28 protein-coding genes are annotated in these 23,223 nt (G+C 44.9%); 25 read left to right on the forward strand and 3 right to left on the reverse strand.

The window, feature by feature from the left end; genetic code table 11:
- The first annotated feature begins 25 nt into the window (after positions 1-25).
- From rho to ACQVGT_RS02130, 5 genes are all read left to right on the forward strand, one after another.
- Entirely contained in the window at positions 26-1,309 is a 1,284-nt protein-coding gene (gene rho, locus ACQVGT_RS02110) for a transcription termination factor Rho (RefSeq protein WP_003221939.1), read from the forward strand.
- 118 nt (positions 1,310-1,427) lie between these two features.
- Positions 1,428-1,628 carry a 50S ribosomal protein L31 gene (rpmE, locus tag ACQVGT_RS02115; protein WP_003151132.1) on the forward strand — a complete coding sequence of 67 codons (201 nt, stop codon included), beginning with the start codon at positions 1,428-1,430 and terminating at the stop codon, positions 1,626-1,628.
- Positions 1,629-1,716: 88 nt separating this feature from the next.
- A complete protein-coding gene (locus ACQVGT_RS02120; RefSeq protein WP_014478269.1) occupies positions 1,717-2,304 on the forward strand; it encodes a thymidine kinase in 588 nt (195 codons plus the stop codon).
- A gap of 288 nt (positions 2,305-2,592) precedes the next feature.
- Positions 2,593-4,290 (forward strand): oxaloacetate-decarboxylating malate dehydrogenase, encoded by a 1,698-nt coding sequence (gene malS / locus ACQVGT_RS02125; protein ID WP_015384905.1) that lies wholly within the window; start codon positions 2,593-2,595, stop codon positions 4,288-4,290.
- Positions 4,291-4,370: 80 nt separating this feature from the next.
- Positions 4,371-5,330, forward strand: coding sequence for an AEC family transporter (locus ACQVGT_RS02130; protein WP_003242497.1), 960 nt, complete (start codon positions 4,371-4,373; stop codon positions 5,328-5,330).
- 33 nt (positions 5,331-5,363) lie between these two features.
- Here the strand turns inward: ACQVGT_RS02130 and racA are convergent, their stop codons facing one another.
- Positions 5,364-5,918: a chromosome-anchoring protein RacA gene (gene racA, locus ACQVGT_RS02135; RefSeq protein WP_015384903.1), complete on the reverse strand. Its 555-nt coding sequence runs from the start codon at positions 5,916-5,918 to the stop codon at positions 5,364-5,366.
- A gap of 121 nt (positions 5,919-6,039) precedes the next feature.
- Positions 6,040-6,426: an SMU1112c/YaeR family gloxylase I-like metalloprotein gene (gene gloA2, locus ACQVGT_RS02140; protein WP_041520071.1), complete on the reverse strand. Its 387-nt coding sequence runs from the start codon at positions 6,424-6,426 to the stop codon at positions 6,040-6,042.
- 125 nt (positions 6,427-6,551) lie between these two features.
- Between gloA2 and prfA the strand changes: the two genes are divergently transcribed.
- The 3 genes from prfA to ACQVGT_RS02155 are packed head-to-tail and all read left to right on the forward strand — an operon-like array spanning position 6,552 to position 8,837.
- Positions 6,552-7,622, forward strand: coding sequence for a peptide chain release factor 1 (gene prfA, locus ACQVGT_RS02145; RefSeq protein ID WP_003227645.1), 1,071 nt, complete (start codon positions 6,552-6,554; stop codon positions 7,620-7,622).
- Between the two features lies 1 nt (position 7,623).
- On the forward strand, positions 7,624-8,490 hold the full coding sequence (gene prmC / locus ACQVGT_RS02150) for a peptide chain release factor N(5)-glutamine methyltransferase (protein WP_015384901.1): 867 nt from the start codon (positions 7,624-7,626) through the stop codon (positions 8,488-8,490).
- Between the two features lie 59 nt (positions 8,491-8,549).
- Positions 8,550-8,837, forward strand: coding sequence for a DUF5316 family protein (locus ACQVGT_RS02155; RefSeq protein WP_015483822.1), 288 nt, complete (start codon positions 8,550-8,552; stop codon positions 8,835-8,837).
- Between the two features lie 16 nt (positions 8,838-8,853).
- Here ACQVGT_RS02155 and ACQVGT_RS02160 read toward each other — a convergent pair whose 3' ends face one another.
- Positions 8,854-9,216 (reverse strand): UPF0715 family protein, encoded by a 363-nt coding sequence (locus tag ACQVGT_RS02160; RefSeq protein WP_014478265.1) that lies wholly within the window; start codon positions 9,214-9,216, stop codon positions 8,854-8,856.
- 140 nt (positions 9,217-9,356) lie between these two features.
- Between ACQVGT_RS02160 and spoIIR the strand changes: the two genes are divergently transcribed.
- From spoIIR to atpD, 17 genes are all read left to right on the forward strand, one after another.
- On the forward strand, positions 9,357-10,031 hold the full coding sequence (spoIIR, locus tag ACQVGT_RS02165) for a stage II sporulation protein R (protein WP_003227654.1): 675 nt from the start codon (positions 9,357-9,359) through the stop codon (positions 10,029-10,031).
- A gap of 66 nt (positions 10,032-10,097) precedes the next feature.
- Entirely contained in the window at positions 10,098-10,541 is a 444-nt protein-coding gene (locus ACQVGT_RS02170) for a GNAT family N-acetyltransferase (protein WP_003244265.1), read from the forward strand.
- Positions 10,542-10,697: 156 nt separating this feature from the next.
- A complete protein-coding gene (locus ACQVGT_RS02175) occupies positions 10,698-11,738 on the forward strand; it encodes an L-threonylcarbamoyladenylate synthase (protein WP_015384898.1) in 1,041 nt (346 codons plus the stop codon).
- A gap of 76 nt (positions 11,739-11,814) precedes the next feature.
- On the forward strand, positions 11,815-12,372 hold the full coding sequence (locus ACQVGT_RS02180) for a manganese efflux pump MntP (protein WP_003227661.1): 558 nt from the start codon (positions 11,815-11,817) through the stop codon (positions 12,370-12,372).
- Positions 12,373-12,447: 75 nt separating this feature from the next.
- On the forward strand, positions 12,448-12,900 hold the full coding sequence (gene prpB / locus ACQVGT_RS02185) for a protein arginine phosphatase PrpB (RefSeq protein WP_015384897.1): 453 nt from the start codon (positions 12,448-12,450) through the stop codon (positions 12,898-12,900).
- Between the two features lie 156 nt (positions 12,901-13,056).
- Positions 13,057-13,506, forward strand: coding sequence for a ribose 5-phosphate isomerase B (gene rpiB, locus ACQVGT_RS02190; RefSeq protein ID WP_003221910.1), 450 nt, complete (start codon positions 13,057-13,059; stop codon positions 13,504-13,506).
- Between the two features lie 12 nt (positions 13,507-13,518).
- Positions 13,519-14,061, forward strand: a complete 543-nt coding sequence (locus ACQVGT_RS02195) for a TIGR01440 family protein (RefSeq protein ID WP_003227667.1) — start codon at positions 13,519-13,521, stop codon at positions 14,059-14,061.
- Positions 14,062-14,267: 206 nt separating this feature from the next.
- The gene (glyA, locus tag ACQVGT_RS02200; protein ID WP_003227669.1) at positions 14,268-15,515 is read left to right on the forward strand and encodes a serine hydroxymethyltransferase; all 1,248 of its coding nucleotides are present in this window, start codon (positions 14,268-14,270) and stop codon (positions 15,513-15,515) included.
- Positions 15,516-15,649: 134 nt separating this feature from the next.
- On the forward strand, positions 15,650-16,279 hold the full coding sequence (gene upp, locus ACQVGT_RS02205; RefSeq protein ID WP_003227670.1) for a uracil phosphoribosyltransferase: 630 nt from the start codon (positions 15,650-15,652) through the stop codon (positions 16,277-16,279).
- Between the two features lie 422 nt (positions 16,280-16,701).
- Complete coding sequence (gene atpI / locus ACQVGT_RS02210; protein WP_003243159.1) at positions 16,702-17,085, forward strand: ATP synthase subunit I; 384 nt, start codon at positions 16,702-16,704, stop codon at positions 17,083-17,085.
- A gap of 7 nt (positions 17,086-17,092) precedes the next feature.
- Positions 17,093-17,827 carry a F0F1 ATP synthase subunit A gene (gene atpB / locus ACQVGT_RS02215; protein WP_003242621.1) on the forward strand — a complete coding sequence of 245 codons (735 nt, stop codon included), beginning with the start codon at positions 17,093-17,095 and terminating at the stop codon, positions 17,825-17,827.
- A 45-nt stretch (positions 17,828-17,872) separates the two neighbouring features.
- Complete coding sequence (gene atpE / locus ACQVGT_RS02220) at positions 17,873-18,085, forward strand: F0F1 ATP synthase subunit C (RefSeq protein ID WP_003151167.1); 213 nt, start codon at positions 17,873-17,875, stop codon at positions 18,083-18,085.
- A 162-nt stretch (positions 18,086-18,247) separates the two neighbouring features.
- Positions 18,248-18,760, forward strand: coding sequence for a F0F1 ATP synthase subunit B (atpF, locus tag ACQVGT_RS02225; RefSeq protein WP_003244051.1), 513 nt, complete (start codon positions 18,248-18,250; stop codon positions 18,758-18,760).
- Positions 18,757-19,302 carry a F0F1 ATP synthase subunit delta gene (locus ACQVGT_RS02230; protein WP_015384896.1) on the forward strand — a complete coding sequence of 182 codons (546 nt, stop codon included), beginning with the start codon at positions 18,757-18,759 and terminating at the stop codon, positions 19,300-19,302. The genes atpF and ACQVGT_RS02230 overlap by 4 nt, the downstream gene beginning before the upstream one ends.
- Before the next feature lie 16 nt (positions 19,303-19,318).
- Positions 19,319-20,827 carry a F0F1 ATP synthase subunit alpha gene (gene atpA / locus ACQVGT_RS02235; protein ID WP_015384895.1) on the forward strand — a complete coding sequence of 503 codons (1,509 nt, stop codon included), beginning with the start codon at positions 19,319-19,321 and terminating at the stop codon, positions 20,825-20,827.
- Positions 20,828-20,903: 76 nt separating this feature from the next.
- Positions 20,904-21,767, forward strand: coding sequence for an ATP synthase F1 subunit gamma (atpG, locus tag ACQVGT_RS02240; protein ID WP_015483820.1), 864 nt, complete (start codon positions 20,904-20,906; stop codon positions 21,765-21,767).
- A gap of 25 nt (positions 21,768-21,792) precedes the next feature.
- Entirely contained in the window at positions 21,793-23,214 is a 1,422-nt protein-coding gene (atpD, locus tag ACQVGT_RS02245) for a F0F1 ATP synthase subunit beta (protein ID WP_003227686.1), read from the forward strand.
- Positions 23,215-23,223: the final 9 nt, after the last annotated feature.

Consider the following 23,223-nt stretch of genomic DNA (forward strand, 5'->3'; position numbering starts at 1 on the left):
TGACTATGAAAAGCGTGGTGTTTTTATGAAAGACGTATCTATTTCCTCTTTGGAAAATATGAAATTGAAAGAGCTTTATGAACTTGCAAGACATTATAAAATCTCCTATTACAGCAAACTGACAAAAAAAGAACTCATTTTCGCCATTCTGAAAGCGAATGCAGAACAGGAAGATCTGCTGTTTATGGAAGGCGTTCTTGAGATCATCCAGTCTGAAGGTTTCGGCTTCCTGAGACCGATCAACTACTCTCCAAGCTCAGAAGACATTTACATCTCAGCTTCACAAATCCGCCGTTTCGATTTGCGGAACGGAGACAAAGTATCAGGCAAGGTTCGCCCGCCAAAAGAAAATGAGCGTTACTATGGACTTTTGCACGTTGAAGCAGTAAATGGGGATGATCCCGAATCTGCAAAAGAGCGTGTGCATTTCCCGGCTCTTACGCCACTTTATCCAGATCGCCAAATGGTGCTTGAAACAAAGCCGAACTTCTTGTCTACAAGAATTATGGACATGATGGCGCCGGTCGGATTTGGACAGCGCGGATTGATTGTTGCGCCGCCGAAAGCCGGAAAAACGATGCTGCTGAAGGAAATTGCCAACAGCATTACAGCGAACCAGCCTGAAGCAGAGCTGATCGTGCTTTTAATTGACGAAAGACCTGAGGAAGTAACCGATATCGAGCGTTCTGTAGCTGGGGATGTCGTCAGCTCAACGTTTGATGAAGTGCCGGAAAACCATATCAAAGTGGCCGAGCTTGTGCTTGAACGTGCAATGCGTCTCGTGGAACACAAAAAAGACGTCATTATCCTGATGGACAGCATCACACGGCTTGCCCGCGCCTACAACTTAGTGATTCCGCCGAGCGGAAGAACGCTTTCCGGGGGGATTGACCCAGCGGCGTTCCACCGTCCGAAACGTTTCTTCGGCGCTGCGAGAAATATCGAAGAGGGCGGCAGCTTAACCATCCTTGCTACGGCTCTGGTTGATACTGGTTCACGTATGGATGATGTCATTTATGAAGAATTCAAGGGAACAGGCAACATGGAGCTTCACCTTGACCGCTCTCTTGCCGAGCGCCGCATCTTCCCTGCTATCGATATCCGCCGTTCAGGAACGCGCAAAGAAGAGCTGCTTGTGCCTAAAGAGCATCTAGATCGTTTATGGTCTATCCGCAAAACGATGTCTGATTCACCTGATTTCGCAGAAAAGTTCATGAGAAAAATGAAAAAAACCAAAACAAACCAGGAATTTTTCGATATTCTCAATCAAGAATGGAAACAGGCAAATCTATCATCTGCAAGAAGGTAAATTGTATTTGCAAAAGAAGTAAATCACTGATATAATTTTCTCATATGCGTTTCGGACAATGCTCCGAAATAATAACTCTGTTTCCACACGGGATTCAGGGCGGAAGGAGATGGATACAATGAAAGCAGGAATTCATCCTAATTTCAAAAAAGCAACAGTTAAATGCGCTTGCGGAAATGAATTTGAAACAGGCTCAGTAAAAGAAGAGGTACGCGTTGAGATTTGCTCTGAATGCCACCCATTCTACACTGGCCGTCAAAAATTCGCTTCTGCTGATGGTCGTGTTGATCGCTTTAACAAAAAATACGGTCTTAAGTAATAATAGATTTCTCAACAGGCAAGCAGCAGTCTTGCCTGTTTTTTATATTGTTTAAAACACAGCTGGCAGAGAGAGGGGAGCGAAGCCCATGTACATAATGAAACAAAGCGGGTGGCTTGAGCTGATTTGCGGCAGCATGTTCTCGGGGAAATCTGAAGAGCTGATCAGAAGAGTGAAGAGAGCGACTTACGCCAAGCAGGAAGTCAGGGTATTTAAGCCTGTAATTGATAACCGATACAGCGAAGCTGCTGTTGTCTCCCATAATGGAACATCGATGACGAGCTATGCCATTTCGTCTGCTGCGGACATTTGGGATCACATCAGTGAAAGTACAGATGTGATTGCGGTTGATGAAGTGCAGTTTTTTGATCAGGAAATTGTTGAGGTTTTATCATCTCTTGCCGATAAAGGCTACCGTGTGATAGCAGCAGGCCTTGATATGGATTTTAGGGGAGAGCCGTTCGGTGTCGTCCCGAATATCATGGCGATTGCGGAAAGTGTGACAAAGCTGCAAGCCGTCTGTTCTGTTTGCGGATCACCGGCGAGCAGAACACAGCGCCTCATTGACGGCAAACCTGCTTCTTACGATGATCCGGTCATTTTGGTTGGTGCATCTGAATCATATGAAGCAAGATGCAGACATCATCACGAAGTCCCAGGTAAATCTAAAAAATAGTCCAAAACATGGGTATAAAGATAGAATGCACCGGCTAAAACACCGGTGTTTTTTTTATATTCTGATAATATCCAATTAAAAAATTTAATTAAGTATATTAAAAAATTAAGTAATTTTCTTCCCTTGAATTTTGATTTTGACAGGCATACAATAGCTTACGTAATGTAAATAGTTTTGAGACATTGTTCGAATAATTGTCACAAAGTCGCATAAAGATCATGATCGGTCATATTTTAGATGGGTTATTACTTAACTTGGTTAACTATTTCAAGAAAGAAGGAGATTTGCTTGAATAACATAAAAAAAACGAAAGAAGGCCACTTAGAAACAACTCTTAGAGGAAAAGAAGTTTTATCTATTCCTACTTTAAATAAAGGCGTTGCTTTTTCACTAGAAGAAAGACAAGAACTCGGCTTAGAAGGGCTTCTGCCGCCAACTGTACTTTCTCTTGATCAACAAGCACAACGCGCGTACGAGCAATTCCAAGCGCAGCCTGACCGCCTTCGTCAAAATGTTTACTTAAGTGATCTTGCAAACCGTAACGAAGTTCTTTTCTATAAATTGCTGAAAAACCATCTTCGCGAAATGCTTCCTGTTGTGTACACGCCAACAGTTGGTGAAGCAATTCAGGAATACAGCCATGAATATAGAAGACCTCAAGGAATCTACTTGTCAATTGATAACATTGACGGTATTGAAAAAGCGTTTGAAAACCTTCATGCGACAGCAGGCGATATTGATCTTATCGTTGCTACTGACTCCGAAAGCATTCTCGGTATCGGTGACTGGGGTGTAGGCGGTATTAATATCGCAATCGGTAAATTGGCTGTTTACACTGCTGCAGCCGGTATTGACCCTAGCCGTGTTATCCCGGTTGTGCTTGATGTCGGTACGAACAACGAAAAACTTCTAAACGATCCTTTATATATTGGTAACAAGCATGAACGTGTTCAAGGTGAACGCTACGAAGCTTTCATTGACGCTTATGTAAAAGCTGCATTGAAATTCTTCCCTAAAGCGCTTCTTCACTGGGAAGACCTTGGCAACAAAAATGCACGCAACATCATGAAAAAATACAATCATGAAATCCTGACATTTAATGATGATATTCAAGGTACTGGCGCGATTACACTTGCAGGTGTGCTTGCCGCTATGAAGAAAACCGGCGCTTCTATTAAAGATCAGCGTGTTGTTATCTTCGGTGCTGGTTCTGCTGGTATCGGTATTGCTGACCAAATCCGTGACACAATGGTGCTAGCCGGATTATCTGAAGAAGAAGCTAACAAACGTTTCTACACACTTGATTACAGAGGCTTGCTGACTGAAGACATCGAAGGCATCCTTGATTTCCAAAAACCTTACCTTCGCAATGCGGATGAAGTGAAAGACTGGAAGCGCGACGAAAAAGGTCAAATTCCATTCGATGAAGTGGTTCGTCAAGCGAAACCAACGATCTTAATTGGTACTTCAGGGGTTTCAGGTGCATTCACAGAGGAAATTGTAAAAGAAATGGCATCTCACGTTGACCGTCCGGTTATCATGCCGATGTCTAACCCGACTCACCTTGCTGAAGCTGTTCCTGAAGATCTGTTCAAATGGACTGACGGAAAAGTGCTTATTGCAACAGGAAGCCCATTTGACAATGTAGAATACAACGGTGTTTCTTATGAAATCGGACAATCTAACAACGCATTCGCATTCCCTGGTCTTGGACTTGGTTCAATTGTAGCTGAAGCGCGAATCATTACACCTGCTATGTTTGCTGCAACTGCTGATGCGATTGCTGAAATGGTTGATCTTGAAACACCTGGAGCAGGATTGCTTCCAAGCATTGATAAGCTTCAAGAGGTTTCTATCCAAGTTGCGATTGCCGTTGCTGAAGCAGCAATTAAAGACGGCGTGGCAAATCGTCAGCCTGAAGATGTGAAACAAGCGGTACTTGAAGCAATGTGGACACCTGAATACAAAAAAGTCATCGCGAAATAATTAGCGAGTAAATTTTTCGTCCGAGGGAAAGCTTTTTGTAAAGCTAAAGTATACGGACATAGGATTTGGAGGAGAATATTTTGAGCATCTTAGATATCTTAATCCTCCTGGCGCCGATCTTCTTTGTTATCGTGCTGGGTTGGTTTGCAGGACATTTTGGAAGTTATGATGCCAAGTCGGCAAAAGGGGTAAGTACGTTAGTAACGAAATACGCACTTCCAGCTCACTTTATCGCTGGTATTTTGACAACTTCCAGAAGTGAATTTTTATCACAAGTACCTTTAATGATTTCTTTAATTATTGGGATTGTTGGTTTCTATATCATCATTCTTTTGGTTTGCAGATTTATATTCAAGTATGATTTAACGAACTCATCTGTATTTTCTTTGAACTCTGCACAGCCGACATTCGCATTTATGGGTATCCCGGTATTGGGAAGCTTATTCGGAGCGAATGAAGTTGCGATTCCGATCGCGGTCACAGGTATCGTGGTTAACGCGATTCTTGATCCGCTCGCGATCATTATCGCTACTGTTGGTGAGTCTTCTAAGAAAAACGAAGAGAGTGGCGACAGCTTCTGGAAGATGACAGGAAAATCAATCCTGCATGGTCTTTGTGAGCCGCTTGCAGCTGCTCCGTTAATCAGTATGATCTTGGTGCTGGTTTTCAATTTCACTCTTCCTGAGCTGGGTGTTAAAATGCTTGATCAGCTTGGAAGCACAACATCTGGTGTTGCTCTCTTTGCTGTCGGTGTTACCGTTGGTATTCGTAAAATTAAACTCAGTATGCCGGCTATCGGTATTGCGTTACTAAAAGTTGCGGTTCAGCCTGCATTAATGTTCTTGATTGCTCTTGCTATCGGACTTCCGGCTGACCAAACAACAAAAGCAATCCTTCTTGTTGCATTCCCTGGTTCTGCCGTTGCAGCCATGATTGCGACTCGTTTCGAGAAACAAGAAGAAGAAACTGCAACTGCGTTTGTGGTCAGTGCGATTCTGTCATTGATTTCACTTCCAATCATTATCGCGCTTACTGCGTAACAAAAAAAGCTCCCTTTACGGGAGCTTTTTGCTTTAGGTTTGAAATTTGAACAGTGACAGCAGCGGTTTTTTTCTTGTTTTGGTTGTTTCAGAAGCAGCAGCGGTCTCGGGGGTCGGCTGAGCGGTGAATTCTTTCATTTGTGAGGTCAGTGATTGCAGATCTGCAAGAATATCATCGATTTCTCTGCGGTGCTGAAGCAGCTGGTAAGATACACCTTCATCGGCTTTTTGTTTCAGCTGGCGTTCCAGTTCCGACAACCTTGCCATCAATTCGCTTTCGTCCTGCCTTTGCTGTAAAAGGCTGTCCAGCTTTTGTTCAAGCTGCTCGATTCTTCGTTCTGTGTCGCTATTTGTTTTTTGGACAAGGAAGCCTGTGCGCTTTTTAGCGCTTTTCGGCAGATGAATATCCTGAATCGCCGTGCCTTCAGAGATTTGTTTTTGAACGGATTTTAGAACCTTCACGTCTTCTGCCGAGAACGAATAGTGTCCGAGCTCATTGCGTTCGGCCGGAAGATTCAGCTGCTTTACCCACCGCTGCACCGTTTTTGCGGAGACGCCGAGTTCACTTGCTACCATATTTGTATTCATGATCCCATACCTCCTTTTAAGCTAGGTATTCGACCATAGAATGAGGTTCCCTTCCCGTTAGACAAAACAAGAAAAGATTCGGCAAAGAAAGTGGGTATCTCCTTTTTTTCTTCAAAAACTGTTATTGTTCATACAGTTCTAATGGAAGTCGGTCAGGATCAAAAAAGAAGGTGAAACGCTTGCCGGTCAGCGGATCTGTTCTGATTGGCTCTGTTTCGATTCCTTTTTCATGAAGCTCCTGAACCGCTTTATCCAAGCTGCCGACTGTAAAGGCGAGGTGGCGCAGGCCTGCGGCTTCAGGCCGGGTTTGTCGTTCGGGTGGATCGGGAAACGAGAACAGCTCAATGACATACGAGCCGTTAAGCGACAAATCAAGCTTATAGGAGCCGCGCTCTTCGCGGTACGTTTCTTGAATCACCTGAAAACCAAGCTTATGTACGTAGAAAGCTTTCGACTTTTCGTAATCTGAACATATGATTGCAATATGATGTATGGATTTCAGCAACATCATCCCTCCTCGAATTCCAGTATAGCAGAGGGAGCTTTTCCAGCTGGGATTGAAATGCTTTTGACTGGGGTTAATCACTATACTATAATGAGAATGTTACGCACAGGAAAACAGAGGTGAAGACCGTGTTAGACCGTTTAAAATCAATTGAAGAACGATACGAGAAATTAAATGAGCTTTTAAGCGATCCAGAAGTAGTCAACGATCCGAAAAAGCTAAGAGAATATTCAAAAGAGCAATCTGATATACAAGAAACAGTTGACGTATATAGACAATACAGAGATGCGTCAGAACAGCTGGCTGATGCAAAAGCGATGCTTGAAGAGAAGCTGGATGCTGAGATGCGCGACATGGTGAAGGAAGAGATTTCTGAACTTCAGAAGGAAACGGAAACACTGTCCGAACGCCTGAAAGTGCTCTTGATCCCGAAAGATCCTAATGATGATAAAAACGTTATTATGGAGATCCGCGGAGCCGCGGGAGGCGAGGAAGCCGCTTTATTCGCGGGCAACCTGTACAGAATGTATTCCCGTTATGCCGAGCTTCAGGGCTGGAAGACAGAGGTCATGGAAGCGAATGTAACCGGAACAGGCGGCTACAAAGAGATCATCTTTATGATTACGGGAAGCGGCGCGTATTCTAAACTCAAATATGAAAACGGCGCCCACCGCGTACAGCGTGTTCCGGAAACAGAATCAGGCGGACGCATCCATACATCCACTGCAACAGTAGCATGTCTTCCTGAGGCAGAAGAGGTAGAGGTTGACATCCATGAGAAGGATATCCGTGTCGATACGTTTGCTTCAAGCGGACCGGGCGGACAAAGCGTTAACACAACAATGTCTGCGGTTCGTCTGACTCACTTGCCGACAGGTGTTGTTGTATCATGCCAGGATGAAAAATCTCAAATTAAGAACAAAGAAAAAGCAATGAAGGTTCTCCGTGCCAGAATCTATGATAAATTTCAGCAGGAAGCCCAGGCTGAATATGATCAAACACGGAAATCAGCAGTCGGATCTGGTGACCGCTCTGAACGTATCCGCACATACAACTTCCCGCAAAACCGTGTGACGGATCACAGAATCGGTTTGACGATTCAAAAGCTTGATCAGATTCTTGAAGGAAAACTTGACGAAGTGGTTGAAGCGCTGATTGTTGAAGATCAGGCAAGCAAGCTTCAGCAGTCGGAAGGTTAAGATGAAGACGATATTCGAAGCCCTGAAATGGGCTTCTTCTTATTTAACCGAAGCGGGAAGAGAAGAAAATGCTGCCGAGCTCCTATTGCTTTATGATACCGGAATGGAGAGAAGCAAACTGCTCGCAAGCTTACAGGAACCGATTGGTGAAGACGAACTGTATCGCTTTAAGCGTCACGTTGAGATGCATAAAGAGGGCGTGCCGGTTCAATACATTATAGGAAAAGAGTTTTTTTATGGACGGGAATTTATGGTGAATGATGATGTGCTGATCCCGCGGCCGGAAACTGAAGAAGTTGTCTTTCATTTGCTTGAAAAATATCGGAGTGTCTTTTCTGAAGACGGCAAGCTCGAAGTTGTTGACGTTGGTACAGGGAGCGGCGCAATAGCCGTCACGCTTGCGCTTGAAAACCAAAGCTTTTCTGTGTCGGCGGTCGATATTTCAAAAGAGGCGCTGCAAGTCGCCTCTGCCAATGCAGAAAAACTCGGAGTGAATGTACGCTTTTATCAGGGCGATCTGCTTGAGCCTTTTATTAAGGCGGGAAAAAAAGCGGATATCATTGTCTCAAACCCGCCATATATTTCAGAGGAAGAAATGGCTGATCTATCGGAAATTGTCCGTTTTCATGAGCCGCTGCACGCTCTCACCGATGGCGGAGACGGGCTGAAATTTTATAAGCGGTTTATGGAAGACATTCCGCTTGTCATGAAGGATAAAGTATTTGTCGTTTTTGAAATCGGATGGAAACAGGGAGCGGCGGTCAAAGACCTGATCCTCAAGGCGTTTAAGGGAGCGGAAGTGGAAGTGCTGAAAGATATTAATGGAAAAGACAGAACCATATGCGCTCTGATTCATAAAAATAAATAAGCAGCTTGCTGGCGAGTGGATGGATCAAGCTGTTTAACACCAGCAAAGGGGATGTAAACATGAAAAAGGCCCTGACAGCAGGAATCCTGCTCATTGCGATTGAGAGTATGATTGGCACCATTTTTCCGCAGTCTCTTTCATATGAAGCGATTTTTGGCGTTGCGTCTCTCGTTTTAGTGGGGCTCGCGATCATTACATCGGGTTTGGCTGTAAGCGGAAGCGATCAGCGGGCAAACTACCATTCAGAAACCAAAGAAGGCCGTACATCTCGCATGAAAATGGCGGCCGCTTTCTTTGTTGCGGCGATACCTTCCATTCTATGTTATTTGCTGACGATTTTGTTTTAATAAAAAAGGAAGCCTCTTAGGCTTCCTTTTTTTGCAGTAAAACAGAGTCCCATATCCAATAGATAAGAGCTGTTAATACAGCAAAAAGATAGAAGGCTGTATTTTGAAACAAAGATTGTCCCGAAGGCTGAAGCACGCCGAAAATGATCGCGTTGGCAATAAAAGCAGCGGCAAGGTAATACAGCAGATACAAAGGGCTGAACCGTTTCGGCTTTTTATTCATCATGATTTGAAGCGGCAGTGCGAAGATCAAATAAGGAAACAGAAAATAAAATGCCATTGTGATGAGAGCGGCAATGATAAATGAATGAATATAAATTACTGAATAAAGAACGGACATCGTGAATGCTGATAAAAGCACTGTATAATTGTATTTCATCTTAAACCTCCTAAAACACTATCGTACCATAAATAAGATTAACAGCTTGCTAGATTTTTTTCACCCTGCACGTTTACCCCCGGCTCTCCTTGTCCATAATAGGTCTAGAAACAAAGCACGGAGAGGAACGGTGGGGACCGATGAAAAAAACAGTAATCATTTGTATATATATCTTTCTTTTACTATCTGGAGCGCTCGTAGGGCTGGCAAAAGAAGAGACGGCACAGAAATCGGAAAATCAGCCGGTGGTCATACCGGATCAGGCGATTCGTTTGAGAATATTGGCAAATAGCGATAGTGACCAAGATCAGCAATTAAAACGTCATATAAGAGACGCGGTGAATAAAGAAATCACAACTTGGGTAAAGGATATTACTTCTATTGAAGAAGCGCGTCGCGTGATTCGTTCAAAGCTGCCTGAAATCAAAGCAATTGCAAAGGAAACAATGGAGAAAGAAGGAGCGAATCAGTCGATATCCGTTGATTTTGACAAAATTTCATTTCCGACAAAGCTTTACGGCAACATGGTATATCCCGCTGGTGAGTATGAAGCGATTTTGATTACGCTTGGAAACGGAGACGGCGCCAACTGGTGGTGTGTGCTGTTCCCGCCCCTCTGCTTTCTCGATTTTTCTAACGGGGAAGCCGTCAAAGAACAAGAAGATAAAGAAGCCTCAAAAAAGCAGACTGAAAAAGTGCTTGAGGACGTAACCGCTAAAGCGGAAAAAGCCAAAAAAGAAGAGAACGAAGAAAAAGAAGACGGCACAGAAGTGAAATTCTTTTTAGTCGAATGGATTTCCGACCTTTTTTCCTAATCATCTGGTCTAAAAATAGATTTGCCTCATAGATTGGAAGAAAGAACGCAAAAACGGGGTGAACGGATGTTTTATCAACTGCGGGTGGCAAGGGAAAAAGACGGAGATGTGCTCGAGGCATTTTTAAAACAGGCAAAAACCAGCTATGAAGGCGTGAAAGAAGGCTTCACTCAATTTCTTATGCTGGAGGACAGTGAGAAAAACATTGCCGGATGCCTCGGTATTGAAAAAATAAGCTGTGACCAGGGGCTGCTGCGATCACTTGTCATATCGGACAAGCTTCACCAAGGCCATATCGTCACGCTTTTTCAAAGCATGGAGGTGCTGTGCGAAAAGCATCAGATCAAAACCGTGTACCTAGTAGCAAATCAGCATTCCTCTGCGGACTTTCTGACGGCCATGGGTTTTGAAAGAGCTGAGAGTGTACCGGAGGAGCTGTTTTCTTCTGATCACTTCTGTGAATCGCGGCAAACAGAAGGAGCCGTTTTGATGAAAAAAGCGTCTGGATAAGTGCAGTTTATACACATACTTATCCACTTCTTTATTAGCGTTGTCCACAATTTGTGGATAACGCTTGTTTTATTACAGGACATCTTTTATACTTTCAAAAGGATTACACGCGTAAAACAATCGTTTTATTGTTGTGAATAAGGAGTTTGGTCAGAAATGAAAACGAAAAGATGGTTTGTGGATGTAACTGACGAGTTATCCACAAATGATCCACAAATTGCACAAGCAGCCGCTTTGCTCCGAGAAAATGAGGTCATTGCCTTTCCGACAGAAACAGTATATGGCCTAGGCGCAAACGCAAAAAATACGGATGCCGTCAAAAAAATATATGAGGCGAAAGGGCGGCCGAGCGATAATCCCCTGATTGTCCACATTGCGGATATCAGCCAGCTTGAGGATTTAACGGGCCCGGCGCCAGAAAAGGCGAAAACATTGATGAAACGGTTTTGGCCGGGAGCACTTACGCTCATTCTGCCTTGTAAACCTGGTGCGCTTTCACCTCGTGTAACGGCAGGTCTTGAAACGGTTGCCATTAGAATGCCGGATCATCCGCTTGCCCTTGCATTGATTCGCGAATCGGGACTGCCGATTGCAGCACCGAGCGCCAATCTTTCAGGCAAGCCAAGTCCCACAAAAGCGGAGCATGTGGCTCACGACTTGGATGGCCGCATAGCCGGCATTATGAATGGAGGCCCCACCGGAATCGGGGTCGAATCAACTGTGCTTTCATGTGCGGACGACATCCCTGTTCTTCTGCGTCCGGGCGGCATTACGAAGGAACAAATTGAAGCGGTGATCGGGCCGATCCATGTGGATAAAGGGCTCAGCGACCAAAACGAGAAGCCGATTTCTCCAGGGATGAAATATACACATTATGCGCCGACAGCCCCGCTTGCCATTTGCGAAGGCAGCCCAGAGCGCATTCAGCACCTCATTCAAGAATATCAACAGGGCGGAAGACGGGTCGGCGTCCTGACGACAGAAGAAAACGCGGGCGTTTATTCCGCTGATTATGTGAAGAGCTGCGGAAGACGTGCTCAGCTTGAGACTGTTGCGGCAGGGCTGTATGATGCTTTGCGCAGTTTTGATGAGAATCAGGTGGATTTCATTATCTCGGAATCCTTTCCGGACACAGGTGTCGGCCTCGCCATTATGAACAGGCTGATGAAAGCAGCCGGAGGAAGAGTGATTCGCTGACAAAGTCAGAAGTTCTAACCCCTTTTGGACACGCATAGGCTAAAAAAGCGGGCGTGTCCAAGGGGGTTATTTATGTATGTCGGATTTGTTTATAGGCGAACTGATTACATTAAGCATCATGGCGTTTGCTTTAGGGATGGATGCTTTTTCTGTCGGCCTTGGAATGGGCATGGTCAAACTTAGAAAGAAGCAGATATTCTATATTGGTTTCATCATCGGCCTCTTTCACGTCATCATGCCTCTCGCAGGGATGGCGGCCGGTAACATGCTGTCAGGGCTCCTCGGCGTGTTAGCGGTTTATATCGGTGGGGCGCTGCTTTTTGTTCTTGGGGTTCAAATGCTTATGGCCTCTTTTAAACAGTCAGAAGAACGATTTATGTCACCGGCAGGGCCGGGCTTATTGCTGTTTGCCATCGGCGTCAGCCTTGACAGCTTTTCCGTCGGCTTGAGCTTGGGGATATACGGCTCGCATCCACTCCTCACAATTACCCTGTTCGGGCTGTTCAGCATGATGTTGACATGGCTGGGCCTGCTGGTCGGAAAACAAGTGCAGTCTTGGCTTGGCACATACAGCGAAGCGCTCGGGGGCATCATATTAATCGTGTTTGGACTAAAGTTGCTTTTGCCAATTTAATATACCAATAAAAGAAACGAAGTCGCCGTTTCTTTTTTCTTCATATATAATAGAGAAAAATAAGGGGTGACTGACATGGATATTATTTTTGTCTGTACTGGAAATACGTGCCGCAGCCCAATGGCTGAGGCGCTTTTTAAATCAATTGCAGAAATGGAAGGGCTGAATGTCAATGTCCGCTCGGCAGGCGTGTTTGCTTCGCCAAATGGGAAAGCGACGCCTCATGCAGTCGAAGCGCTGTTTGAAAAACACATTGCCCTTAATCATGTGTCTTCTCCATTAACTGAAGAACATATGGAATCCGCTGATTTGGTTCTGGCTATGACCCATCAGCACAAACAGATCATTGCCAGCCAATTTGGACGTTATCGTGATAAAGTGTTTACGTTAAAAGAATATGTCACAGGCAGCCATGGTGATGTCATCGATCCGTTCGGCGGCTCAATTGACATCTATAAACAAACGCGAGATGAGCTTGAAGAGCTTCTTCGGCAGCTGGCAAAACAGCTGAAAAAAGACCGCAGATAAGTTGTCAGAAAATCTGCAAACAGGTCATTTGCAAATCCTGCGTGAAGGAGTAGAATATAGTGAAAAGCACATCATATGGTGTGAATCAAAGAGCGGACAGGCTGCGCGGTCAATAAAGCGGGCGGGCCGCATCACACACGCTGGGAGGAAAAGCAGATGAAAGTAGCCATTGCATCGGATCATGGCGGCGTTCACATTCGAAATGAAATCAAAGAGTTAATGGACGAATTGCAAATTGAATATATTGATATGGGCTGTGACTGCGGCAGCGGCTCTGTCGATTATCCGGATTATGCTTTTCCGGTGGCCGAAAAAGTGGTTAGCGGCGAAGTTGACAGAGGCATTTTAATTTGCGGGACAGGCATCGGCATGAGCATTTCCGCTAATAAAGTAAAAGGGATTCGCTGCGCGCTGGCGCACGATACCTTCAGCGCGAAGGCGACGAGGGAGCATAATGACACAAACATCCTTGCGATGGGTGAACGGGTGATCGGACCTGGTTTGGCTCGGGAAATCGCAAAAATCTGGCTGACCACTGAGTTTACCGGGGGAAGACACCAAACGCGTATTGGAAAAATCTCAGATTATGAAGAGAAAAACCTGTAGGGGTGCTGTTTAATGAATGAGTTGAAACAAACGTGGAAGACGATGCTGTCTGAGTTTCAGGACCAAGCGGAATTGAAACAAGATCAGCTCTTCGTCCTTGGATGCAGCACGAGCGAAGTGGCCGGCAGCCGGATCGGAACATCGGGCAGTGTAGATATCGCTGAAAGCATCTACAGCGGACTTGCCGAGCTTCGGGAAAAAACGGGAATCCATTTGGCGTTTCAATGCTGCGAGCATTTGAACAGAGCGCTTGTCGTCGAAGCAGAAACAGCCAAGCTGTTCAGGCTTCCAACCGTTTCTGCCGTGCCCGTTCCAAAAGCGGGCGGCGCGATGGCGTCTTATGCGTTTAAGCAGATGAAGTCTCCTGTTCTTGTTGAAACCATTCAGGCTGACGCCGGAATTGATATAGGCGATACGTTTATCGGCATGCATCTGAAGCCGGTGGCTGTCCCTGTGCGTGTCTCTCAAAACAGCCTCGGTTCAGCTCATGTGACATTGGCGCGTACACGGCCGAAACTAATCGGCGGAGTGCGGGCGGTTTATGAGTGCGAATGAAAGGACTGCATAGCCAGTCTTTTCTTTTATTTTAAGACAGTGGAATAAATTCCGAACTTTAAATTAAATTTAAGTTATTAATATTCGTTTTTACCAATAAAAATTTAGATTTTTTAAAAATAATCTTTTACATCGGCCTTAAAAACCATGTACAATAGTGATGGTAAAAACAAAGAACAGGATACGGATAGGAGAGGATCTCGCTGATGAAACATTTACCTGCGCAAGACGAACAAGTGTTTAACGCCATTAAAAATGAGCGTGAACGCCAACAGACTAAGATCGAATTGATTGCTTCTGAGAACTTTGTAAGTGAAGCGGTTATGGAAGCACAAGGATCTGTTTTGACAAATAAATACGCAGAAGGATATCCGGGCAAACGCTACTACGGCGGATGCGAGCACGTCGATGTCGTTGAAGATATCGCTCGTGACCGCGCGAAGGAAATCTTTGGAGCGGAGCATGTAAACGTTCAGCCTCATTCAGGCGCACAAGCAAACATGGCAGTGTACTTCACGATTTTGGAGCAAGGCGATACTGTACTTGGGATGAACCTCTCCCACGGCGGCCATTTAACACACGGAAGCCCAGTCAACTTCAGCGGTGTTCAATATAACTTTGTTGAGTACGGCGTAGATAAAGAAACTCAATATATTGATTACGATGACGTGCGTGAAAAAGCCCTCGCTCATAAACCGAAGCTTATCGTAGCAGGAGCAAGTGCGTATCCTCGTACAATCGACTTTAAGAAGTTCCGTGAAATTGCTGATGAAGTCGGCGCTTACTTCATGGTGGATATGGCACATATCGCAGGACTTGTTGCGGCAGGCCTTCATCCAAACCCGGTTCCTTACGCTGATTTCGTTACAACAACAACACATAAAACACTTCGCGGTCCTCGCGGCGGTATGATCCTTTGCCGTGAAGAGTTTGGCAAGAAAATTGATAAATCGATCTTCCCTGGAATTCAAGGCGGCCCGCTAATGCACGTTATTGCCGCAAAAGCTGTTTCATTCGGTGAAGTATTGCAGGACGATTTCAAAACATATGCACAAAACGTCATTTCAAATGCGAAGCGTCTGGCTGAAGCCTTAACGAAAGAGGGTATCCAGCTCGTTTCAGGCGGAACAGACAACCACCTTATCCTTGTTGACCTTCGTTCGCTCGGACTGACTGGTAAGGTTGCGGAGCATGTACTTGATGAAATCGGTATTACGTCTAACAAAAACGCGATTCCATATGATCCTGAAAAACCTTTCGTAACAAGCGGCATCCGTCTTGGTACAGCTGCTGTAACTAGCCGCGGTTTTGACGGAGACGCATTAGAAGAAGTCGGTGCTATCATTGCGCTTGCATTGAAAAACCACGAAGATGAAGGAAAACTTGAAGAAGCAAGACAGCGTGTAGCTGCTCTGACTGATAAGTTTCCTTTATATAAAGAATTAGATTATTAAGATCCTAAAACCCGCTTGGGCTTATGCCCGGCGGGTTTTTTGACGATGTTCTTGAAACTCAATGTCTTTTTTTGTAGAATCAATAGAAGTGTGTAATTGTTGATGGGACAATAAAAAAGGAGCTGAAACACAGTATGGGAAAGGTTTATGTATTTGATCATCCTTTAATTCAGCACAAGCTGACATATATACGGAATGAAAATACAGGTACGAAGGATTTTAGAGAGTTAGTAGATGAAGTGGCTACACTCATGGCATTTGAAATTACCCGCGATCTTCCTCTGGAAGAAGTGGATATCAATACACCGGTTCAGGCTGCGAAATCGAAAGTCATCTCGGGGAAAAAACTCGGAGTGGTTCCTATCCTCAGAGCAGGACTGGGAATGGTTGACGGCATTTTAAAGCTGATTCCTGCGGCAAAAGTGGGACATGTCGGCCTTTACCGTGATCCAGAAACCTTAAAACCCGTGGAATACTATGTCAAGCTTCCTTCTGATGTGGAAGAGCGTGAATTCATCGTGGTTGACCCGATGCTCGCTACAGGCGGTTCCGCAGTTGAAGCCATTCACAGCCTTAAAAAACGCGGTGCGAAAAATATACGTTTCATGTGTCTTGTAGCAGCGCCGGAGGGTGTGGAAGAATTGCAGAAGCATCATTCGGACGTTGATATTTACATTGCGGCGCTAGATGAAAAATTAAACGAAAAAGGTTATATTGTTCCAGGTCTCGGAGATGCGGGTGACCGCATGTTTGGAACAAAATAAAAAATGAAATCCCCAAAAGGGGGTTTCATTTTTTTATCCAGTTTTTTGCTATTCGGTGAATCTGTATACAATTATAGGTGAAAATGTGAACATTCTGTGGAGACGTAAAGTATAAAAAGTTTTTTAACTTTAAACAGATTGACACATGTTAGGGGCTATTGTATGCTAAACGAGGGTATTATGAGAAGGTTTTCATAGCTTTCATTATAGTCCTCATCCTCAATGTAAATCCTCTCAGCAAACCCGTATTATGAGGATTTATTTAAGCGAATGAAACAGCATCCCTGCAAGGCTTGCGGATGAATGATTTTTTCGAACAGGCCCGTTTTGCCGGTCAAAAAAGGTCTTCTACTAAGGGTTAACCGCTGATTTTTGCCGTATCCAAGCTATACATTATTTTTTCATCAGGAGACAGATAATTGATGGACGATCCCAAGCTTACATTTAGCAGACAACGCAAATATTTATTGTTCATTTTGGCAGTGTATGTACTGGGTTATGGTTTAACAGCGTATAAAACCGTTTTTTTAGGCCTTATTCTGGGAACTGTTTTCAGTTTGTTTAATTTTTTACTGCTCGTCAGGAGAATGAATGCTTTTGACAGAGCTGTTGAGAAAGGAAAGTCCATACGATCTCTCGGGAGCGCAGCGCGGTGGTGCAATGCGATTCTTGCTGTGGCTGTTGCCTATAAAAATCCCGAATATTTTCATATGGCAAGTACAGTTATTGGATTAATGACAATATACCCTGTCATTATGATAGATTCCTTTATCCAGCTTAAACGTTCATCAATGGAAGAGAGGTGAAAACCCTTTGAATCATGGTTACAGAACTATAGAATTTCTAGGTCTTACTTTTAATCTGACAAACATTCTGATGATTACTGTGGCGAGTGTGATTGTTTTATTGATTGCTATATTGACGACAAGAACGCTTTCGATCCGTCCCGGAAAAGCCCAGAACTTTATGGAATGGATTGTTGATTTCGTCCGCAATATTATTGGCAGTACAATGGATTTAAAAACAGGGGCTAACTTCTTGGCACTTGGTGTCACATTGCTGATGTACATATTTGTGTCGAATATGCTGGGGCTGCCGTTCTCTATTACAATCGGACATGAGCTCTGGTGGAAGTCTCCGACAGCCGATCCTGCCATTACATTAACGCTAGCCGTGATGGTTGTTGCTTTAACCCACTACTATGGTGTGAAGATGAAAGGGCTCAAGGAATATTCCAAAGACTATTTAAGACCTGTTCCATTCATGCTCCCGATGAAAATCATCGAAGAGTTTGCGAATACGCTGACTCTAGGTTTGCGGCTGTATGGTAACATCTTCGCCGGTGAGATTCTTCTCGGCCTGCTTGCGGGATTAGCAACAAGCCATTATTCGCAAAGCGTGGCTCTCGGTCTTGTCGGTACAATCGGTGCCATTCTGCCGATGCTGGCATGGCAAGCATTCAGTTTATTTATTGGTGCTATCCAGGCATTTATCTTTACAATGCTGACGATGGTGTACATGTCTCATAAAATCAGTCATGATCATTAAAACATTATATCCAAACGGATAACATTTTAAAGGAGGAACTTTTTCATGAATTTAATAGCAGCTGCGATTGCAATTGGTTTAGGCGCACTTGGTGCAGGTATTGGTAACGGTTTGATTGTTTCACGTACGGTAGAGGGGATTGCCCGTCAGCCGGAAGCAGGTAAAGAACTGAGAACTCTTATGTTCATGGGTATCGCATTAGTTGAAGCCCTTCCTATTATCGCTGTCGTTATCGCATTCTTAGCGTTCTTTGGCTAAGCATAAAAGCCTTATATGAACTAAAAATGGCGAAGATCATTCCAAGAGAACCTTCGCCATTGCTTTATGTCTGATAAGCACCCCGCCTTGCCGGCTGAAAAGAGACAAGTGCGGCTGCTGGATCAGCAAAGAAAAACCTGCAGAAGGGAGTTGCCGTAGTAGATGTCTCAATTACCACTTGAACTAGGATTGTCGTTTAACGGCGGAGATATCCTGTTCCAACTGTTAGCTATGTTAATCTTATTAGCGCTTCTGAAGAAATACGCTTTAGGGCCGCTATTAAACATAATGAAACAGCGTGAAGACCACATCGCTGGAGAAATTACGTCTGCTGAAGAAAAAAATAAAGAAGCGCAGCAGCTGATTGAAGAGCAGCGCGTTCTTTTAAAAGAAGCAAGACAGGAATCCCAAACTCTTATCGAAAACGCAAAGAAACTGGGAGAGAAGCAAAAAGAAGAGATTATTCAGGCTGCACGTGCAGAATCTGAACGTCTGAAAGAAGCAGCAAGAACTGAAATCGTGAAGGAAAAAGAACAGGCGGTTTCTGCTCTCCGTGAGCAAGTAGCGTCTCTTTCTGTCATGATTGCGTCGAAAGTGATCGAAAAAGAACTGGATGAACAAGCTCAAGAGAAATTGATCCAGGACTATCTTAAAGAGGTAGGAGAAAGCCGATGAGTGGATCAGCTGTCTCTAAACGATATGCATCAGCTCTTTTTGATATAGCCAATGAGTCCGCTCAGCTGAATCAAGTAGAAGAAGAGCTAACTGTTGTAAAACAAGTATTTCAAAATGAAAAAGCGCTTAATGATGTGTTGAACCATCCGAAGGTGCCGGCTGCGAAGAAAAAAGAGCTGATTCAAAATGCATTTGGCTCTTTGTCACAGCCCGTCCTTAATACGATTTTTCTTTTGATTGACCGCCATCGTGCCGCGATTGTGCCTGAGCTCACAGATGAGTTTATCAAACTCGCAAACGAGGCCCGTCAAACAGAAGACGCAATCGTATATTCAGTGAAACCGCTGACGGATGCGGAAATTTTACCATTATCACAAGTGTTTGCCAAAAAAGCCGGAGTCGCTTCACTGAGAATCAGAAATGAAGTGCAGACGGATTTAATAGGCGGCATTAAAGTCCGCATTGGAAACCGGATTTATGACGGCAGCGTAAGCGGGAAGCTTCAGCGCATTGAACGTCAATTAGCCGGGGAAAATCGATAGAAGGGGTGAAACCTAAGTGAGCATCAAAGCTGAAGAGATTAGCACGCTGATAAAACAGCAAATACAAAATTATCAATCTGATATTGAAGTTCAAGACGTAGGTACAGTCATCCAAGTCGGTGACGGTATTGCTCGTGTGCACGGCCTTGACAACTGTATGGCCGGTGAACTTGTCGAATTTTCAAACGGTGTTTTGGGTATGGCTCAAAACCTTGAAGAATCAAACGTAGGTATCGTCATCTTAGGACCTTTCAGTGAGATCCGTGAGGGAGACGAAGTAAAAAGAACAGGCCGCATCATGGAGGTTCCTGTTGGTGAAGAGTTAATCGGCCGTATTGTAAATCCGTTAGGCCAGCCGGTAGACGGACTTGGCCCGATCCTTACAAGCAAAACTCGCCCGATTGAAAGCCCTGCACCAGGCGTTATGGACCGTAAATCCGTTCATGAACCGCTTCAAACCGGTATCAAAGCAATTGATGCACTGATTCCAATCGGCCGCGGCCAGCGTGAGCTGATCATCGGTGACCGTCAAACAGGTAAAACATCTGTTGCGATCGATGCGATCCTGAACCAAAAAGACCAAGACATGATCTGCGTATATGTTGCGATCGGTCAAAAAGAATCAACAGTCCGCGGCGTAGTAGAAACATTGCGTAAACACGGCGCGCTTGATTATACAATTGTTGTAACGGCGTCTGCGTCACAGCCGGCACCGCTTCTGTACCTGGCACCGTATGCTGGGGTTACAATGGCAGAAGAATTTATGTACAGCGGCAAGCACGTTCTTGTTGTATACGATGATCTTTCTAAACAAGCGGCTGCTTACCGTGAGCTGTCCTTGCTTCTTCGCCGTCCGCCAGGCCGTGAAGCGTTCCCTGGGGATGTATTCTATCTTCATTCCCGTCTGCTTGAGCGTGCAGCAAAGCTTAGCGACGCGAAAGGCGCAGGATCAATTACAGCTCTGCCGTTCGTAGAAACACAAGCCGGAGATATCTCTGCTTATATTCCGACGAACGTCATTTCCATCACTGACGGACAGATCTTCCTGCAATCTGATTTGTTCTTCTCAGGCGTACGTCCAGCGATCAACGCCGGATTGTCTGTATCCCGTGTCGGCGGCTCAGCGCAAATCAAAGCGATGAAAAAAGTATCAGGTACTTTGCGTCTTGACCTTGCGTCATACCGTGAGCTGGAAGCATTCGCTCAATTCGGTTCTGACCTCGACCAAGCGACTCAGGCAAAACTGAACCGCGGTGCGCGTACAGTTGAAGTGCTGAAGCAGGATCTGAACAAGCCGCTTCCGGTTGAAAAGCAAGTAGCCATTCTTTATGCGCTGACAAAAGGATATCTCGATGATATTCCTGTGGCGGATATCAGACGTTTTGAAGAAGAGTACTACATGTACCTTGACCAAAACCATAAAGACCTGCTTGACGGAATTGCGAAAACAGGAAACCTTCCTGCTGATGAAGACTTCAAAGCTGCACTCGAAGGCTTCAAACGCACATTTGCACCAAGCAACTAACTCGAATGCTGATGAGAGAAAAAGGTTCTCTTTTTCTCTCTTTTTACGCAGATGAAGAGAAAAGGTGGTGAAATCTTTGGCCTCATTACGCGATATTAAGTCAAGGATCACGTCAACGAAAAAAACAAGTCAGATTACAAAAGCCATGCAGATGGTATCTGCAGCTAAGCTGAATCGTGCTGAAAACAATGCAAAATCATTTGTGCCATATATGGATAAAATCCAAGAGGTTGTGTCAAACGTCGGAAGAGTTTCCGGCAACGTGAAGCACCCGATGCTTCTCAGCAGAGAAGTGAAAAAAACGGCATACCTTGTCATTACGTCTGACCGCGGTCTTGCCGGCGCTTTTAACAGTTCGGTTTTACGGAGTGCTTATCAGGCCATGCAAGAACGCCATCAGTCTAAGGATGAGTATGCGGTGATTGCCATCGGAAGAGTGGGCCGTGATTTCTTTAAAAAACGTGAGATTCCGATCATTTCCGAGTTAACAGGACTTGGGGATGAAGTAACGTTTACAGAAATTAAAGATCTTGCCCGTCAAACGATCCAAATGTTTATAGACGGTGCGTTTGATGAATTGCACCTTGTTTATAACCATTTTGTCAGCGCCATAACTCAAGAAGTAAAGGAGAAAAAACTTCTGCCGTTATCTGATTTGGGCAGCGGCGGCGGAAAAAGAACGGCGTCTTATGAATTTGAACCATCTGAAGAGGAGGTTCTGGAGGTTTTGCTTCCTCAATATGCAGAAAGCTTAATCTTCGGTGCGCTTCTTGACAGTAAAGCAAGTGAGCACGCTGCAAGAATGACGGCGATGAAAAATGCGACAGACAACGCGAAGGAACTTATCGATTCACTTTCGCTCTCTTACAACCGCGCTCGCCAAGCAGCCATCACACAAGAAATTACGGAAATTGTCGGCGGAGCAGCCGCTTTAGAATAGAAAGATTTTGTCAGGAGGGATAGCGATGAAGAAAGGACGCGTTAGCCAGGTATTAGGACCGGTCGTCGACGTGCGTTTTGAAGACGGTCACTTGCCTGAAATTTATAATGCGATTAAAATTTCACAGCCAGCTGCAAGTGAAAACGAAGTAGGTATTGATTTGACGCTTGAGGTCGCTCTTCATTTAGGTGATGATACAGTCCGTACAATCGCAATGGCATCTACGGATGGTGTTCAGCGCGGTATGGAAGCTGTAGATACAGGAGCGCCAATCTCAGTACCGGTTGGTGATGTAACACTTGGACGTGTATTTAACGTTCTCGGAGAAAATATTGATTTGAATGAGCCGGTTCCTGCGGATGCGAAAAAGGATCCGATTCACAGACAGGCGCCTTCATTCGATCAGCTTTCAACAGAAGTTGAAATTCTTGAAACAGGTATTAAAGTTGTTGATTTGCTTGCTCCTTACATTAAGGGCGGTAAAATCGGATTGTTCGGTGGTGCCGGTGTAGGTAAAACCGTATTGATCCAGGAATTAATCAACAACATCGCGCAAGAGCACGGCGGTATCTCTGTATTCGCCGGCGTAGGAGAGCGTACTCGTGAAGGGAACGACCTTTTCTACGAAATGAGTGACTCTGGTGTAATCAACAAAACAGCCATGGTATTCGGACAAATGAACGAGCCGCCGGGCGCACGTATGCGTGTTGCTTTGACAGGCCTTACAATGGCTGAGCACTTCCGTGATGTACAAGGACAGGACGTACTGTTCTTCATCGATAACATTTTCCGTTTCACACAAGCGGGTTCAGAGGTTTCAGCCCTTCTTGGCCGTATGCCTTCAGCGGTTGGTTATCAGCCGACGCTTGCAACTGAGATGGGTCAGCTCCAAGAGCGTATCACGTCTACGAACGTTGGATCAGTTACATCTATCCAGGCGATCTACGTGCCTGCCGATGACTACACTGACCCGGCGCCGGCGACAACGTTCGCTCACTTGGATGCGACAACAAACCTTGAGCGTAAATTAACTGAAATGGGTATTTACCCTGCGGTTGATCCGTTGGCATCTACATCACGCGCCCTTGCTCCTGAAATTGTCGGAGAAGAGCATTATGCGGTTGCACGTGAAGTACAGTCAACGCTTCAGCGTTACAAAGAGCTTCAAGATATCATTGCGATTCTCGGTATGGATGAATTAGGCGAGGAAGACAAACTTGTCGTTCACCGCGCACGCCGTATCCAGTTCTTCCTTTCTCAGAACTTCCACGTGGCTGAACAGTTCACTGGACAAAAAGGTTCTTACGTGCCTGTAAAAGAGACGGTACAAGGCTTCAAAGAAATCTTAGCCGGTAAATACGACCATCTTCCAGAAGATGCGTTCCGTCTTGTAGGCCGTATCGAAGAAGTTGTTGAGAAAGCAAAAGAAATGGGTGTAGAAGTTTAATCTGGTCCT

The sequence above is a fragment of the Bacillus sp. SCT118 genome, assembly GCF_058566435.1.